This is a genomic window from Pantoea sp. B270, assembly GCF_018726825.1.
GTDB lineage: Bacteria > Pseudomonadota > Gammaproteobacteria > Enterobacterales > Enterobacteriaceae > Pantoea > Pantoea dispersa.
Genome location: NZ_JAHCSX010000001.1, coordinates 1,852,174 through 1,868,743, shown reverse-complemented (window position 1 = coordinate 1,868,743; position 16,570 = coordinate 1,852,174). Strand labels below are relative to the sequence as shown.

Here is a 16,570-nt window from a genome sequence, read left to right as displayed (position 1 = left end):
GATCGCTCGCCCCGCGCTTTAGCGTCCTGCCTTTTTCCCTTTCAGCAATTTGCGCACCCAGTAACGGTTGGGATGCAGCGCCGCCAGCGTGCTGCTGTCCAGCGGCTGCGGCTCGCCGCTCATTTGCGCCGCCAGCACTTCTGCTGCCAGCGGCGCGCTGCACAATCCGCGCGAGCCCAGTGCGCCGAGCACGAACAGGCCGGGATGCACCGGCGCTTCCGCAATCTGCTCGCCGCGCGCGCGCTGCGCCGGTAAATCCGCATACTCACTGAGCGTCGCCGCGTAATCCGGCACGCTGCCGCTCATCGGCAGGTGATCGCGCGTGGCGCAGCGCACGCCGCTGCGCGCTTCATCAGCGCTGACGTCAACCTGCGTCGGCCAGCTAACCTGCGGCAGACAGTTAATCAGCCGCTGGCGATTCTCCTGCTGATCGTCGGCGCGGAAAGCGGTTGCCGTTTCACCGCGATGGTAGCTGGCACCGATGCAGTGCGTGGCAAAGTTCGGGCTGACCGGGGTGAGATAGCCGTCGTAACACAGCACGGTGCGCAGCGGGTTCAGCGCCGCGTTGGTTGGAACATGGCTGACCTGACCGGCCACCGCATACACCGGCAAATCGCGGCTTTGCCCGATCGCCTGCAGCGCATGGCCGTTGGCCAGCACCACCTGCTGATGGCTTACCGCAGGCTGTTGGGCGAACTGCAGCGTCCAGCCTGCCTGCTGGCGGACCAGTTGCGTCACGCGATGCAGCCAGTGCATGCGCAGTCCCTGAGTCTGGGCATACTCCAGCAGATTGCTGGTGAGCTGTGACGGCGACAGCCAGCCGCCCTGCGGATAGAAAATACCGCCGCAGTCGAGATCGACGCCGGCCAGCTGTTGCGCCTGCTGCGGGCTGACGCCGTGCGCCAGCTCGTGCGGCAGATCCATGCTCAGCATCTGCGCGATCTTCTCCGCGCTTTTGGCATCCCAGCCGAGCTGCAGCACGCCGCTCCACTGATGTTCGAACATCACCGGCAGCGCATCGTACAGGCGACGGGCAAAGCTGAATGCCGCCGGGAAAAAAGTGGCGAGCGCCGGATCGTGCTGGTTAAGCAGCGGATAGAGCGCGCCCTGACGATTACCCGATGCGCCGAGCGCCGGGGCGGCATCGGCGCAGTACAGCGTAACCTGCCAGCCACGCCGCAGCAGCGCCAGCGCCAGCACCGCGCTGGCCACACCGCCGCCAATCAGCGCCACCTCGCGGCTGGCTGCCTGCGGACGCGCATACCACGGCTGAGCCGCTAGCTGCCCGGGGGCGCTGTCCAGCAAGCCGGTCAGCATTTCACGCTTGTGGCCGAAGCCTTTGCGCTTCGCCACGCTGAACCCGGCCTGCTGTAAGCCCCGCCGCACAAAGCCCGCCGAAGTAAAGGTGGCGAAGGTGCCGCCGGGCCGCGCCAGCCGCGCCATGGCGGCGAACAGCGAAGGCGTCCACATCTCCGGGTTTTTCGCCGGCGCGAAGCCATCTAAAAACCACGCGTCAACCTGGCCGTTGAGGCTGTCATCAAAAGTATCAATCAGCGCGTTAATATCACCCAGCCACAGATCCAGCGTCACCTCGCCGCCATTGAACAGCAGGCGCTGACAGCCGGGCAGGGCCAGCGGCCACTGCTGCTGTAGCTGTCCGGCCCACGGGGCCAGTTCCGGCCAGTGCGAGTGCGCGCTCACCAGATCGGCGTGGGTCAGCGGGTATTTTTCGCAGCTGATGAAGTGCAGGCGGCGCAAGCCGGCTTGCGGATGGGCGGCGCGGAAGCGATCGAACGCCTGCCACAGGGTAAGAAAGTTGAGTCCGGTGCCAAAACCGCTCTCGGCAACGATGAACAGATCGCGCGGATGTGCGGCAAATCGCTGCGGAAGATGGTTACCGTCGAGGAACACATAGCGCGTCTCCTCCAGTCCGTTGTCGTTGGAGAAATAGACGTCGTCGAACGCTCGGGAAACAGGTGTACCCTGATCGTTCCAGTTTAATTGCGCGTGTTCAACCGGGGATAACTTCACGGGAAAGGCTCATTTTTCAGGCAGTGGCGCGATTTTAGCGAGTGGCGTCACATGACGCAAATTTACAAAAGGAAATGGCTGATCGGACTTGTTCGGCGTACAACTGTAAGCTAGAGTGCACGTCAATCCAAAAGAAGTGGAATGAGGACTATTGAATGAAACGTGCAGTGATTACTGGCCTGGGTATCGTTTCCAGTATTGGTAATAACCAGCAGGAAGTGCTGGCTTCCCTGCGTGAAGGCCGTTCCGGAATCACTTTCTCCGAAGAGATGAAAGATGCCGGCATGCGCAGCCATGTATGGGGTAACGTCAAACTGGACACTAACGGGCTCATCGATCGCAAAATCGTGCGTTTCATGAGTGATGCCTCAATCTATGCCTATCTGTCGATGGCAGAAGCAATCAAAGATTCCGGCCTGACGGATGAGCAGTACCAGAACAACCCGCGCGTCGGTCTGATTGCCGGTTCCGGTGGCGGTTCCCCGCGTTATCAGGTGTTCGGTGCCGACGCGATGCGTGGCCCGCGCGGCCTGAAAGGCGTTGGCCCATACGTAGTGACCAAAGCGATGGCGTCCGGCGTCTCTGCCTGCCTGGCCACGCCGTTCAAAATCCACGGCGTCAACTACTCCATCAGCTCGGCGTGCGCCACCTCGGCACACTGCATCGGTAACGCGGTAGAGCAGATTCAGCTGGGCAAACAGGATGTGGTATTTGCTGGCGGCGGCGAAGAGCTGAGCTGGGAAATGGCCTGTGAGTTCGACGCCATGGGCGCGCTCTCGACGAAATACAACGAAACCCCGGAAAAAGCGTCGCGTACTTACGATGCCAGCCGTGACGGTTTCGTGATCGCCGGTGGCGGCGGTATGGTGGTGGTGGAAGAGCTGGAGCATGCGCTGGCGCGTGGTGCCCACATCTACGCCGAGATCGTCGGCTACGGCGCAACCTCTGACGGCGCTGACATGGTGGCACCGTCAGGCGAAGGCGCGGTGCGTTGCATGAAGATGGCGATGCAGGGTCTGGATACGCCAATCGACTACCTCAACACCCACGGCACGTCAACGCCAGTCGGCGACGTGAAAGAGCTGGGCGCAATTCGCGAAGTGTTTGGTGACAACACGCCATACATCTCCGCGACCAAAGCCATGACCGGTCACTCGCTGGGTGCGGCAGGCGTGCAGGAAGCGATTTACACCCTGCTGATGCTGGAGCACAGCTTCATCGCGCCAAGCATTAACGTGGAACAGCTGGATGACGCAGCGAAGGGCATGAACATTGTGACGCAGCCAACCGAAAAAGCGCTGACCACGGTGATGTCCAACAGCTTCGGCTTCGGTGGCACCAACGCCACGCTGACCCTGCGTAAATACCAGGCGTAACGCTTACGCTAATGCTCAAAGGCCGGTTAATCCGGCCTTTGTTGTTTTTGTCGCTGACGGATTCAGGTTGCCAGCAGCCTTACCAGCTTCGCGCAGGCGCGGTCAATTTCGCCGGGTGTCAACGCCGCAAAGCCGAGTATCCAGCCCTGCTGTGGCGATGCGCCGGCGTAAAGGGGTGACAGCGGCGGCAGCAGCAGACCGTCGGCCTGCGCCTGTTGCGTGAGCCGCGCCTCATCTCCCTGTAATAACTCAACCGTCAATTGCAACCCGCCTGTTGCCGGCAGCGGCCGCAGCCACGGCTGCAGATGCTGTTCCAGCTGCGCCAGCAGCCGATCGCGCCGGCTATGATAGAGCTGACGCATCAGCCGCAGGTGGCTGGCGAAATAGCCTTGCTGGATAAATTCGGCGGTGATCGCCTGCGGCAGCAGGGCGCTATGGCCGTCCAGTACGCTGCGTGCGCGACCCAGCGCCGTCACCAGCGCCGCGGGCACCATCATCCACGCCAGTCGCAGCGATGGAAACAGGGTTTTGGAAAAGGTCCCCAGGCTGATAACCCGGCTATCGGCTTCCATGCCCTGCAGCGCCGGCGCCGGGCGACCGTCATAGTGAAATTCACTGTCGTAGTCATCCTCGATCAGCCAGCTATCGTGCTGACGAGCCCACGCCAGCCACTGCAGCCGCCGCGCGAGGCTCATCGGTGTGCCGGTCGGATACTGGTGGCCGGGCGTCAGATACACCAGTTGCGCCCGGCCGCTGAGTGGCAGCGCGCCCTGATCGTCCAGCGGCATGGCACGGCAGCGGGCACCGGCGGCGAGAAAGGCGTTCCGTGCGCCACGGTAGCCCGGCTCCTCCAGCCACACTTCATCCTCTGCATCCAGAAACATCAGCGCCAGCAGCTGCAGCGCCTGCTGTGAACTGGTGAGCATGATGACCTGCTCAGCCGTACAGCGCACGCCGCGCGACAGCGCCAGATAATCCGCCACCGCCTGGCGCAGCGGCGCATAACCGAGCGGATCGCCATAGCCCATCACCTGACTGCCCAGCGCGCGCTGTACGCTGTGGCTCAGCCGCTGCCACTGGCGGTGCGGAAACGCGCGCAGTTCCGGTGATCCGGCGGCAAAGGCAAGGGGAAAAGGGGGATCCTGGCAGCCACCGGTCGCCAGCACCTGCGTGCCGCGCTGCGAAAAGCGCGGTGCGCGCTGCGCTGTCGCCTTTTCCGCCGGTGGCGGCAGGGCGATAGCGACGAAGGTGCCGCGTCCGCTGTGCCGCTGCACGTAGCCTTCGCTCTCCAGCTGGCTGTAAGCGGCTTCAACCGTCACGCGTGACAGCGCCAGATCGGCAGCCAGCTGGCGGCTCGAAGGCAGCTTCTGCCCGAAGCGCAAATGGCCGCTGACAATGGCCTGGCGCAGCGTGGCGCACAGCCGCTGACGTAAACCGCCCTGCGTCTGATGGCGAAACAGCGGCAAAAAGGCGTGGTGCATAATGGTCTTATCATTCCGGTCAAAGTGGTATCAGGATGCAGACCACTTTGCCGTACACTGCAGGGACATCACAACAGGAGAATGCCATGTCAGCCGTTTTGTTTTATCCGCCCGCCAGCCCGCAGCACAGCGTGGCTTATTTGCAGCACAAACTCAGCTATTACACCGATGCCTGGGATCTGGCGGCGGATTTGGCGCAGGGCGTCACGCAGATTGTGGTGATTGATGCCCGCAGCCGCGACGCGTATCAGGCCGGACATATCTGCGGCGCGCTGTCGTTGCCGCATCGCGAGATGGATGCGGCCAGCACCGCGCAGCTCGATCGTCACCGCGTCTATGTGACTTACTGCGACGGCATCGGCTGCAACGGTTCGACCAAAGCGGCGCTAAAGCTGGCTGAGCTGGGGTTTCAGGTTAAAGAGCTGATTGGCGGGCTGGATTTCTGGAAGCGCGACGGCCACCCGATGGCGTGGGGCGCGGCGGCAGGCGAGTGGCCCGCCGCGGCACCCGCGGCGGAGTGCGGCTGCTGAGAGCGATGGCTTAACTACAGCAGCAGCCAGAGCAAAAAGAAGAACAGCGCCAGGCCGAGCACCAGCGTTAGCGCCGGGCGCTGCGCCAGTGGACGCGGCAGAATTTCGACAAACGGTGCCCAGATTGGCTGCGGACGCAGCTCGCTGTCGGCCAGCGGCGTTTCGCTGTTGCGCTCGGCGCGGCGGCTGAACAGCAGCATCAGCAGATCCTGACTCTGCGCCGGAGTCAGCAACGTCTGCGGCGTGGCCTGGAAGCGCTGCAGGCTGTAATCCTCCAGCATGCGCTGCTCGTCGTGGCTCAGCGGCTGTTTGAGCGAGCTTTCCAGCAGCTGCAGCGTCGGCGCGCTGTGCTGGCTCAGCGTCTGGCGCACCTGCAAAAACTGCGTCAGCAGCGGGAAGTGGCGTGACGGAACCGGGTCGCCGCTCTTCAGATTGACCAGTTTCAGCGTGTCGGCCAGCACTTTTACCGGCGATTCTCCGGTCGTGGCGGCAAGGCGCGTGACCTGCTGGTTAAGCGCTTGCTGCTCGGCAGGCAGCAGGGTGCGATCGGTGGTGCGCGTCTGCTGCGGCTGCGGGATAGCCATCTGGCCGTTCTGCAACATGGTCAGCACCTGACGCAGCTGATCCTGGCTCAGCGCACTCAACACCGTCTGGTTAAATTGCTGACGGATAAAGTCGCTTACCGCCTGGCGATTGTTGCCCTGAGGCAGCTTTTCCAGCAGCTGCTGCAACAGCTGACGCGTGGCGTGGCTGTTCTGCACCTGCGTCAGACGGCTGTTGAGATGCTGCTCCGCCGCCGGAAAATGGCGCGACTGCAGTTCGGCGTCATTTTTCACGCCTACTTCGTGGCGTATGCCAGCCCACAGTTCGGGCGCTTTCAGCGTGCTGAGTGACATGATACGGACGATCAGGCGTTCCAGCGTGGTGCGCTGGGCCGGGGAGAGCGGCTGATCGCCCAGTGCCGCGCCGGGGCGGCCGGTGCCGTTAGCCGGGTTAACAGAGGAACGATCGCCCGCGGGCACACCGGGACCGCTGAGAGGTTGCATGGCGGAATCCTTGAAAACGAGTCAGATCCGGGTGCGCCGGAAAAACGATGGCACATGATAGCAAAAGCCCCCGGGAAATCCACGGGGGCGGCAGGGAGAAAAACAATAAGACACGGATTTATTCGGCGGCGGCCAGCTTCATGCGCTTGCGACGCCAGCGCTTCCACAGCGGCGGCACCATCAGCACGGCGACAGCCAGCACCAGCAGCACTTTACAGATCAGGCTTTCCCACAGAATTGGCAGGTTGCCGTTACTGATTGACAGCGCGCGGCGCAGGTTTTGCTCCAGCATTTCGCCCAGCACAAAGCCGAGAATCAGCGGCGACATCGGGAAATCCATCTTACGCAGGATATAGCCGAAAATGCCCAGCCCGACCATCAGCAGCAGGTCAAACGTAGTGCTGTGCACCGCATACACGCCCACCGCCGAAATCGCGGCAATTGCCGGTACCAGGAACCACAGCGGAATGGTCAGCATGCGTGCAAAGATGTTGATCATCGGGATGTTCATGATCAGCAGCATCACGTTACCGATCAGCAGCGCGGCGATCAGCCCCCAGACGATGTCCGGCTGCTCGGTAAACATCGCCGGACCGGGCGTGATGTTATACAGCGTCAGCGCGCCGACCATCACCGCCGTGGTGCCGGAGCCGGGAATGCCCAGCGTCAGCATCGGGATAAACGATCCGCAGGCTGAGGCGTTGTTCGCGGCCTCCGGCGCTGCCACGCCGCGAATGTCACCCTTGCCAAACTGATCGCTGCCGCTGATTTTCTTCTCACTCATATAGGCAATGGCGCTGGCGATGGTGGCACCGGCACCTGGCAGCACGCCGACAAAGAAGCCAATGAACGAAGCGCGCAGCGTCGCGCCGGTGGCCTGTGCCGCCTCTTTCATATTGAACAGCATGCGGCCGCTGGCGCGCACCATCTTCTGGCCGCTGCTGGTGGACTCCAGCATCAGCAGAATTTCGCTCACCGAGAACAGGCCGATGACCACCACCACAAACTGGATGCCGTCCGAGAGATGCACGCTGTCAAAGGTAAAGCGATAGACGCCGGTGTTGGCATCAACGCCCACCGTCGCCATGCCGAGGCCAATCAGCGCAGCGAGGAATGACTTCAGCGGGTTGTGGCTCATCATGCTGCCGAGGCAGGCAATGGCGAACACCATCAGCGCGAAGTACTCTGCCGGACCAAACGCCAGCGACCAGTTGGCGAGGATTGGCGCAAACAGAATGATGCCGATGATGGCAATGGTCGAGCCGATAAACGAGCTGACCGCCGAGATCGACAGCGCCACGCCGGCTTTACCCTGCTGCGCCATCGGATAGCCATCCAGCGCCGTCATGATCGCCCCGGCATCCCCCGGCACGTTGAGCAGAATCGACGAGATGCGCCCGCCATATTCGCAGCCGATATACACCGTTGCCAGCAGGATCAGCGCGGATTCCGCCGGTAAGTGCAGCGCAAACGCCAGCGGCATCAGAATCGCGACGCCGTTAATCGGCCCAAGCCCCGGCAGCAGGCCGACGATGGTGCCGATAAAGCAGCCTATCAGGGCAATCATCAGGTTTTCCGGCGTCATGGCGACGGCGAAGCCCTGCATCAGAAAAGACCAGGTATCCATAAGTGACTCCCGTTAGCTCAGCCAGCTGCCGAAGGGCAGGGTGACATCCAGCAGATGATCGAAGGCGTAGAACAGTGAAATGCCCATTACCGCGCCGGAGAGCGCCGCCGCCCACCAGCGCGCACCAAACAGCATGCCGATGCCAAAGGTCAGCAGCGTGGTACACAGGGCAAAACCAAGACGCTCAAAAAGCCAGCCATAGACGATTAGCATCACGCACAGCGCCAGCAGCTTTTTCAGCGTTGAGGCCACCGGCCACTGCACGCTGTCCGGCTTGCGCAGCAGCATCATCACTGCGCAGATCGCCATCAGCCCGAGCAGCAGCAGCGGGAAAGGGCGCGGGCCAACCGGCTCGTAGCTGTACTCGCTCTGAATCTGCCAGCCGATAAACAGTCCGGCCAGGCACAGCACCAGCCAGACGGCAGCAAAAATACGATCGCTCATGTGCGCCTCCGTTATTTCGCCAGGCCGAAGGATTTCGCCTGTTCGCGATAGTCAGCCACCTGTTTCTTAACGTAGGCGTCCAGCTCGCTCCCGAACAGGTTGAACTCAAACAGGCCGCGCAGATCGCGCTGCTGCTGAAACTCTTTGGTGGTGACCAGTTTTTTAAACGCCTGTTCCCACCACTGATAATCGGCGTCGCTGACTTTAGGGCCGAGGTAATAGCCGCGAATGATCGGCCACTCGACGTTAAAGCCCTGCTCTTTGGCGGTCGGGATGTCAGCCAGTTCGCCCGGCAAACGTTTATCGCTCATCACGGCCAGCACGCGCATCTTGCCGCTTTGCAGATGAGGCACCATTTCGCTCATGTCGCCTGATACCACCTGGATGTGATTGCCAAGCAGCGCGGTGACCGGTTCGCCGCCGCCTTCGAACGCCACATAGCGCATTTTGCGCGGATCGATACCGGCTTCCCGCGCCAGCAGCGCCGTTTTCATCCAGTCCTGGCTGCCGATGGAGGCGCCGGCACCAACCACCACTTTGGTCGGATCGTTCTTCATCGCCGCCAGCAACTCGCCCAGCGTTTTCCACGGTGCATCGGCACGCACCGCCACCATGCCGTAGTCGGTGCCGACGGCCGCCAGCCACTTCACATCATCCACCGAATACCGCCCAAACTTGCCCTGCGACAGGTTCAGCAGCGACCCGCCGGAGAAGGCCACCAGCGTGCCTGCTTCGGCGGGCCGCTGCGCAATGATGGCGTTATAGGCCACGGCACCGACGCCACCGGGCATGTAGGTTACGCGCATCGGCGTGGTGATCTGCCCGGTTTCCTGCAAGGAAACCTGGATCAGTTTACAGGTCAGATCAAAACCGCCGCCGGGTTTGGCCGGGGCGATACATTCGGTTCGCTCGGGTGCTGCGGCCTGAGCCGCCGCGAGGGAAAAAGCCAGCAGGGTTGTGGCAAAGGCGGTGCGCATTGTTTTTTTCATCTGTCGCTCCATTGTTTCTTCCAGAGTGTGATTGCCACCGAACATTCGGGGTTGCTGAATTGTTAAAACAGCAACCTTTCATTTACCTTTCAGCCATCGGCAAAACTAACAGGATGTGATATGCGTCTCTTACTGGTGGAAGATACCGTGGAGCTGGCCAACTGGCTGCAGAAAGCGCTGACGCAAAAAGGCTTCGCCGTGGACTGGGTGGCCGACGGGGTGGCGGCGGACCATGTGCTGCAAAGCGAAGACTATGCGCTGGTGGTGCTGGACGTGTCGCTGCCGCGGCTCGATGGCCTGGCGGTGCTGGCGCGCCTGCGCCGGCGCGGGCAACACGTGCCGGTGCTGCTGCTCACCGCACAAAGCGCGCTGCAGCAGCGCGTGCAGGGACTGAATGCCGGCGCCGATGATTACCTCACTAAACCGTTTGAGCTGGACGAGCTGGACGCGCGGCTGCGCGCGCTGCTGCGCCGCAGCCAGGGGCAGGCAACGCAGACGCAAAGCCTCGGCCAGCTGGAGCGCGATGCGGAAGGCTATTTTCTGCTGAATCACAAACCGCTGCCGCTGACGCCGCGCGAGGCCAGCGTGCTATCGACGCTGATGCAGCGTCCGGGGCGGCCGGTGTCGCGCCAGCATCTGTACGAGCAGACCTTCACGCTGGCGGATGAGGCCAGCCCGGAGAGCATTGAGCTGTATGTGCATCGGGTACGCAAAAAGCTGGCGGGCAGCGACGTGGCAATCGTTACGCTGCGCGGGCTCGGTTACAGCCTCGAGGTTCAGCCGTGCGACTGATTCACTCGCTGCGCGGCGAATTGCTGGCATGGCTGGGCGCGCCGCTGCTGCTGCTGTGGGGATTATCGGTCTACACCCACTATCAGAGCGCGCTGCAGGCGGCAAATCAAGCCTACGATCGCTCGCTGCTGGCCTCGGCGCGCACCGTGGCCGAGCGGCTGGTGGTACGTCATCAGCGGCTGGAGGTGGATGTGCCGTGGGTGGTGCTGGACAGCTTTGAGCGCAACATGAACGATCAGCTGTTCTACCAGGTGATTTCGCCTGAAGGGCACACGCTGTCCGGCTACCCGGATTTACCGCTGGTGCCGGGCAACGCGCCGCTGTCCGATGTCTACCCGGCGCTGGTGCATTTCTACGATGCGCACTACCGCAAGCAGCCGATTCGCGTGGCCGCGCTGTGGCAGCCGGTGAACGAGGAAGGCGTGCAGGGCATGGCGCTGGTGCTGGTGGCGGAAACGCTTAACTCACGCCACGCCTTTGCCGACAGTCTGCTGCGCACCGCGCTGATCAGCCAGAGTTTTCTGGTGCTGATCACGCTGCTGCTGGCCGGGCTGCTGCTGCGTAAAGTGCTGCGCCCGCTGCGCCGGCTGTCACGCATGATGCTGCGCCGCGCGCCGGGCGAACTGACGCCGCTGCCGTCGCTGCTGCCGTGGTCCGAACTGCAGCCGCTGATCGTCGCCTTCAACCGCCATCTGGAGCGGCTGCGCGGGCTTCTGGCGCGGCAGGAACGCTTTAGCGCCGATGTGTCGCACCAGCTGCGCACGCCGCTCACCATCCTGAAAACCCAGGTTGGCGTCGCGCTCAGCAGCGACGACCCGCAGCAGTGGCGCGAAAGCCTGCAGGGCATGCGCCACACGCTGGACGACACCGTTCAGCTCACCGATCGCCTGCTACAGCTGGCGCAAATCAAGGCGCGTCACGGCGAAGACAAGCCTTTCAGTGAGGTCAACCTGAGCGACATCGTGCAGCAGGCCTGTTTTAGCGGTTATGCGGCGGCGCGGCGTAAACAGATCGACCTGGGCTTTGAAGAGCAGGCGGCGAGCCAGGTGCAGGGCGATGCGCTGTTGCTGGCCGAGCTGTGCGCCAATCTGCTGGACAACGCCATCAAATACACGCCACACGGCGGTACGGTGACCGCGCGGCTGCGGCAAAAGGTGCTGGAGATTGAAGACAGCGGGCCGGGCATCGCGGCGGATCAGCAGCGGCAGGCGCTGCAGCCGTTTGGCCGGCTCGATCACGCCAGCCAGCCCGGCGCGGGCATCGGACTGGCGCTGGTGCAGGATATCTGCGCCTGGCACGGCGCTCAGCTGCAGCTGGACCGCAGCCCGCAGCTGGGCGGACTGCGGGTGACGGTTAGCTTTCGCTGATCGGCGGAGCCATCACGCGCGCTTTACGCAGCGGGGTTTTCAGCCGCTGCGCCAGAATCACCCCGACCAGCGTCAGACCGCCGCCAATCCAGTGGTAAGCATGCAACTGTTCGTGCAGGAACAGCACGGCAATGATGGCGGTAAACACCGGCACGAAGTTCATGAAAATACTGGTGGTGCTGGCGCCGAGGCGCTGCACGCCAAGGATCCACAGGAACGGCGCCACAATCGAGGCAAACAGCCCGGCGAACAGCACCAGCGGAATATTGTCGGCGTTCAGCGCCACCTCCGGCGCGTGCCAGAAGCCGGGCAGCAGCAACAGCACGCCGAAGAAGATTTGCACGTACAGGCTTTGCCACGTCGGCAGCGGGATTGCCCAGCGCTTCGTCAGTACGCCGTACAGCGCGTAGGAAGTTGAGGCCGCCAGCATCATCAGCTCGCCGTTGCCGAGGCGCTGGCTCAGCAGCTGCGCCGGGTTGCCGGCGCTCACCAGCCACACCAGCCCGGCAAACGACAGCAGGCCGCCAATCAGAATGCCGCGCGTCGGCGCAAGGCGCAGTACCACCAGGCTGAGCAGGATGGTCAGCAGCGGAATGGTGGCACCAAGAATCCCCATCATCACCGCCGAAACGCTGTGTGCCGCATAATAGGCGAGGCTCTGGTACAGCACCATGCCGAGCAGGCCCAGCACCAGTAAGCGCCACAGCTGGGTTTTGATGGTGTGACGATGGCGCCATACGCCCGGCAGGCAGAAGGGCGTAAGCACCAGCAGCGCCAGCAACCAGCGGTAAAAAGAGATGGCAGCAGGATCGATGCTGCCGGCTGACAGCTTGCTGACGATGGTGTTGATCGACCAGATCAGCACCGCCACCAGCGGTAACAATAAGTTCATAGTACGGCTCCGAATGTGAATCGCGACTAGCTTACGTTTGACCGGTTTAAAGTAGATAGTTAAAATCGGACAAAATTCGTTAGTGACCGGACAGAATGAATCTTCAGGTTGAATATCAGCCACCGCGCGACGCGCCGCTGCTGCGTTTTTTCATGCGCTATGAGCAAACCAACGCCAAAACCGAATACCTGCCGCACCAGCACGACTGGGGCCAGGCGATATTTGTCACCAGCCACGTGCTGGAGATGGAAGTGGAGGGCGAGCGGCTGCTGACGCCGGCCGAGATGCCGATCTGGATCCCGCCGGGCCAGCGCCACAGCAGCTACAACCACTGCCAGGCGCAGTTTCGCACCTTTAACCTTGCCGCGGATTTATGCGCCGGCATGCCAGAGAAAGCCTGCCTGCTGAGCGTGGACGCCATCGTGCACGCCATCATGAATGATTTTGCCCGCCGCGCGCTGGAGCAGCCGCAGAGCGACGCCGACTGGCGGCTGTGCGAAGTGCTGATTGATCGGCTGCGTCTTGCACCGGTGAACACCAGCTATCTGCCGATGTCCGACGATAAATTCCTCGCGCCGATTTTGCGCGCGCTGGAAGAGAACCCGGGTGATAACACCACGCTGGCACAATGGGCGAAGCGCGTATTTACCACCGAGCGTACGCTGGCGCGGCGCTGTCAGCAGCAGCTGCAGATGTCATTCAGCGAGTGGCGCCAGCGTTTACGCTTTTTGCGCGCAATTGCGCTGCTGGAGCAGGGCTGCAGCGTGCAGGGCATCGCCCACGAGCTGGGTTACAGTTCCGCCTCCGCGCTGATCGTGATGTTTCAGCAGCAGGCGGGCACCACGCCGGATCGCTATCGCAGTCGGTTAGGTTAATCCCCGGCTTTGTGCCATGATATGCCCCGTTTATTTCAAGCAGACAGGACCGCCGCCGTGAAAATTCTCGTCGATGAAAATATGCCCTACGCCCGTGAACTGTTCAGCCGCACCGGAGAGGTGGTGGCGGTGCCGGGCCGCCCGCTGCCGGCAGCCGAACTGCAGGATGCCAGCGCGCTGATGGTGCGCTCCGTCACCAAAGTGGATGCCGCGCTGCTGGCCGGCACGCCGGTGAAGTTTGTCGGCACCGCCACTGCCGGCACCGATCATGTCGATGATGCCTCGCTGGCGGCGGCCGGGATCGGCTTCTCGGCCGCGCCGGGCTGTAACGCGATTGCGGTGGTGGAGTACGTGTTCTCCGCGCTGCTGCTGCTGGCCGAACGCGACGGCTTTGATCTGCGCGATCGCACCGTGGGCATCGTCGGCGTCGGTAACGTGGGCGGACGGCTGGCTAAACGCCTCGCCGCGTGGGGAGTAAAAACCCTGCTGTGCGATCCGCCGCGCGCCGATCGCGGCGATGACGAAGATTTTCACTCGCTCGACGCGCTGGTGGCACAGGCCGATATCCTGACCTTTCACACGCCGCTGTTTAAAGATGGCCGCTATAAAAGCTGGCATCTGGCCGATGCCGCACTGCTGATGGCGCTGCGCCCCAACACCATTCTGATCAATGCCTGCCGGGGTCCGGTGGTGGATAACGCCGCGCTGCTGGAGGTGCTCCGGCTGCGTAACGATCTCAGCGTGGTGCTGGACGTGTGGGAACCGGAGCCGGATCTCAACCTCGATCTGCTGGACAAGGTCGATATCGCCACTGCGCATATCGCCGGTTATACCCTTGAAGGGAAAGCGCGCGGCACCACTCAGGTGTTTGAGGCGTGGAGCGAATTTATTGGTCAGCCGCAGCAGGTGGCGCTGGACACGCTGCTGCCGCGCCCCGAGTTTGGCATCCTTACGCTGCACGGCAAGCTCGATCAGCCGACGCTGAAACGCCTGGTACATCTGGTGTATGATGTGCGCCGCGACGATGCGCCGCTGCGCAAAGTGGCCGCGCAGCCGGGCGAATTTGATCGCCTGCGCAAGCAGTATGTCGAGCGCCGCGAGTGGTCTTCGCTGCAGGTGATCTGTGATGAGGCGGAGAGCGCGGCGCTGCTCAATCAGCTTGGCTTCAGCGCCACGCTGCGGGCGAATCACTAATCTCTGATTTTTCTGAATTAATGGGCGATGCATGTCATCGCCTCTCTTTTTTATGTCATTGTCTGGAGTAAACCAACATGTCTGACGGCTGGAATATTGCGCTACTGGGCGCGACAGGCGCAGTAGGGAACGCTGTACTGGAACTGCTGGCGGAACGCCAGTTCCCGGTTGGTGAGTTATATCTGCTGGCGAGTGAAAACAGCGCCGGAGAGAGCGTGCGTTTTGATGGCCGCTCGCTGCGCGTGCAGGACGCGGCGGAATTTGACTGGTCGCAGGCGCAGCTGGCGTTCTTTACCGCCGGTCGCGAGGCGTCGGCGCGTTATGCCGAAGAAGCCGCCAGCCAGGGTTGCCTGGTAATCGACAGCAGCGACCTGTTCGCGCTGGAGCCGGACGTGCCACTGGTGGTGCCGGATGTCAATCCACAGGTGCTGGCGGATTACCGTAATCGCAACATCATTACCGTGGCCGATGCGCTGGTGAGCCAGCTGTTAAGCGCCATCAAACCGCTGGTGGATACCGCCGGTTTAGGCCGTCTGCAGGTGACCAATCTGGTGTCGGTCTCCAGCCACGGTAAAGCAGCAGTTGATGGACTGGCCGGTGAGAGCGCGCGGCTGCTGAACGGCGTACCGGCCGATGAGCACTATTTTGGCCGCCAGCTGGCGTTCAACCTGCTGCCGCAGCAGGCGGACAGTGCCGGCAGCGTGGCGAGCGAGCGCCGACTGGTCGATCAGGTGCGTAAAGTGCTGCAGGATGAAGGATTACCGATTGCGGTGAGCAGCGTGCAGGCGCCGGTGTTCTACGGCAACGCGCAGATCGTCTATATCGAAAACCTGCGGCCGCTGTCGGCGGAGGAAGCGCGTGACGAACTGGCGCGCGCCGACGATATCAGCCTGAGCGACGACGGTGATTACCCGACGCCGGTCAGCGACGCCTCCGGCAGTGAAGCCCTGAGCATTGGCAGCGTGCGCAACGACTACGGCATCCCGGAGCTGCTGCAGTTCTGGTCGGTGGCCGACAACATCCGCTTCGGCGGCGCGCTGATGGCGGTGAAAACCGCAGAGAAGCTGGTGCAGGAGTATCTGTATTAATGCTGGAAGACGCGACCCCGTTTAAGCTGGCGCTCGGCATTGAGTATGACGGCAGCCGTTACTACGGCTGGCAGCGCCAGAATGAAGTACGCAGCGTGCAGGAAAAGCTGGAAAAAGCACTGGCGAAAGTGGCCAATCACCCGGTGAACGTGTTTTGCGCCGGACGCACCGACGCGGGCGTGCACGGCACCGGCCAGGTGGTGCATTTTGAGACCACCTCCTCGCGTGCCGACAGCGCCTGGACGCTGGGCGTGAACGCCAACCTGCCGGACGATATTGCGGTGCGCTGGGTGAAAGCGGTGCCGGAAAGCTTTCACGCGCGCTTCAGCGCCACCGCGCGCCGTTATCGCTACGTGATCTACAACCAGCGGCTGCGCCCGGCAATTCTCGGTAACGGCATTACCCATTTTTACCATCCGCTGGATGCGGAAAAGATGCACCGCGCCGCCCAGGCTTTACTGGGTGAGAACGATTTTACCTCGTTCCGTGCGGTGCAGTGCCAGTCGCGCACGCCGTGGCGCAACGTGATGCATCTCAACGTCACGCGCCTGGGGCCGTACGTGATTGTCGATATCAAAGCCAACGCCTTTGTGCATCACATGGTGCGCAATATCGTCGGCAGTCTGCTGGAGATTGGCTGCGGCAATCAGCCGGAAACGTGGATGGCCACGCTGCTGGCGGCAAAAGATCGTACGCTGGCGGCGGCAACGGCGAAAGCCGAAGGGCTGTATCTGGTGGCGGTGGATTACCCTGCTCAGTTTGCGTTACCTCAGCCTGCGCTGGGACCGTTGTTCCTCGCGGATTCATTTTAATCGGAAAGTGTCAGGGAGTTAGCTGT

General features: G+C 62.4%; 15 protein-coding genes. 8 read left to right on the top strand and 7 right to left on the bottom strand.

The genetic code is table 11. From position 1 onward, the window contains the following. Nucleotides 1–18: 18 nt before the first annotated feature. Nucleotides 19–2,031, bottom strand: a complete 2,013-nt coding sequence (gene mnmC, locus KOL70_RS08950; RefSeq protein ID WP_215480531.1) for a bifunctional tRNA (5-methylaminomethyl-2-thiouridine)(34)-methyltransferase MnmD/FAD-dependent 5-carboxymethylaminomethyl-2-thiouridine(34) oxidoreductase MnmC — start codon at nt 2,029–2,031, stop codon at nt 19–21. Nucleotides 2,032–2,186: 155 nt separating this feature from the next. Between mnmC and fabB the strand changes: the two genes are divergently transcribed. Further along, nucleotides 2,187–3,407, top strand: a complete 1,221-nt coding sequence (gene fabB / locus KOL70_RS08945) for a beta-ketoacyl-ACP synthase I (RefSeq protein ID WP_021509164.1) — start codon at nt 2,187–2,189, stop codon at nt 3,405–3,407. Between the two features lie 62 nt (nt 3,408–3,469). On the opposite strand, the gene KOL70_RS08940 is transcribed toward fabB, so the two are convergent. Beyond that, entirely contained in the window at nt 3,470–4,888 is a 1,419-nt protein-coding gene (locus KOL70_RS08940; protein WP_215480530.1) for a PLP-dependent aminotransferase family protein, read from the bottom strand. A gap of 86 nt (nt 4,889–4,974) precedes the next feature. Here KOL70_RS08940 and KOL70_RS08935 point away from each other — a divergent pair, with 86 nt between their 5' ends. Then, nucleotides 4,975–5,418 carry a rhodanese-like domain-containing protein gene (locus KOL70_RS08935; RefSeq protein ID WP_215480529.1) on the top strand — a complete coding sequence of 148 codons (444 nt, stop codon included), beginning with the start codon at nt 4,975–4,977 and terminating at the stop codon, nt 5,416–5,418. A 14-nt stretch (nt 5,419–5,432) separates the two neighbouring features. On the opposite strand, the gene flk is transcribed toward KOL70_RS08935, so the two are convergent. The 4 genes from flk to KOL70_RS08915 form a co-directional block, all read right to left on the bottom strand. Then, nucleotides 5,433–6,464 carry a flagella biosynthesis regulator Flk gene (gene flk / locus KOL70_RS08930; protein ID WP_215480528.1) on the bottom strand — a complete coding sequence of 344 codons (1,032 nt, stop codon included), beginning with the start codon at nt 6,462–6,464 and terminating at the stop codon, nt 5,433–5,435. Between the two features lie 118 nt (nt 6,465–6,582). Beyond that, nucleotides 6,583–8,091 (bottom strand): tripartite tricarboxylate transporter permease, encoded by a 1,509-nt coding sequence (locus tag KOL70_RS08925; RefSeq protein ID WP_021509168.1) that lies wholly within the window; start codon nt 8,089–8,091, stop codon nt 6,583–6,585. Between the two features lie 12 nt (nt 8,092–8,103). Further along, the gene (locus KOL70_RS08920; protein WP_021509169.1) at nt 8,104–8,535 is read right to left on the bottom strand and encodes a tripartite tricarboxylate transporter TctB family protein; all 432 of its coding nucleotides are present in this window, start codon (nt 8,533–8,535) and stop codon (nt 8,104–8,106) included. A gap of 11 nt (nt 8,536–8,546) precedes the next feature. After that, nucleotides 8,547–9,512: a tripartite tricarboxylate transporter substrate binding protein gene (locus KOL70_RS08915; protein ID WP_241492952.1), complete on the bottom strand. Its 966-nt coding sequence runs from the start codon at nt 9,510–9,512 to the stop codon at nt 8,547–8,549. A 132-nt stretch (nt 9,513–9,644) separates the two neighbouring features. Between KOL70_RS08915 and tctD the strand changes: the two genes are divergently transcribed. Then, nucleotides 9,645–10,316 carry a transcriptional regulator TctD gene (tctD, locus tag KOL70_RS08910; RefSeq protein ID WP_021509171.1) on the top strand — a complete coding sequence of 224 codons (672 nt, stop codon included), beginning with the start codon at nt 9,645–9,647 and terminating at the stop codon, nt 10,314–10,316. Next, complete coding sequence (locus tag KOL70_RS08905; protein ID WP_021509172.1) at nt 10,307–11,683, top strand: sensor histidine kinase; 1,377 nt, start codon at nt 10,307–10,309, stop codon at nt 11,681–11,683. The genes tctD and KOL70_RS08905 overlap by 10 nt, the downstream gene beginning before the upstream one ends. On the opposite strand, the gene KOL70_RS08900 is transcribed toward KOL70_RS08905, so the two are convergent. Continuing rightward, entirely contained in the window at nt 11,670–12,575 is a 906-nt protein-coding gene (locus KOL70_RS08900) for a DMT family transporter (RefSeq protein WP_215480527.1), read from the bottom strand. The genes KOL70_RS08905 and KOL70_RS08900 overlap by 14 nt on opposite strands. Before the next feature lie 95 nt (nt 12,576–12,670). Between KOL70_RS08900 and KOL70_RS08895 the strand changes: the two genes are divergently transcribed. The 4 genes from KOL70_RS08895 to truA all read left to right on the top strand — a co-directional run bounded on the left by KOL70_RS08895 (nt 12,671) and on the right by truA (nt 16,544). After that, complete coding sequence (locus KOL70_RS08895; RefSeq protein ID WP_021509174.1) at nt 12,671–13,450, top strand: helix-turn-helix domain-containing protein; 780 nt, start codon at nt 12,671–12,673, stop codon at nt 13,448–13,450. A gap of 57 nt (nt 13,451–13,507) precedes the next feature. Beyond that, nucleotides 13,508–14,644, top strand: a complete 1,137-nt coding sequence (pdxB, locus tag KOL70_RS08890) for a 4-phosphoerythronate dehydrogenase PdxB (RefSeq protein WP_215480526.1) — start codon at nt 13,508–13,510, stop codon at nt 14,642–14,644. Nucleotides 14,645–14,721: 77 nt separating this feature from the next. After that, nucleotides 14,722–15,732, top strand: a complete 1,011-nt coding sequence (locus KOL70_RS08885; RefSeq protein ID WP_058775824.1) for an aspartate-semialdehyde dehydrogenase — start codon at nt 14,722–14,724, stop codon at nt 15,730–15,732. Next, entirely contained in the window at nt 15,732–16,544 is an 813-nt protein-coding gene (gene truA, locus KOL70_RS08880; protein ID WP_058758421.1) for a tRNA pseudouridine(38-40) synthase TruA, read from the top strand. Before KOL70_RS08885 ends, truA begins: the two co-directional genes overlap by 1 nt. The last annotated feature ends 26 nt before the right edge of the window (nt 16,545–16,570 follow it).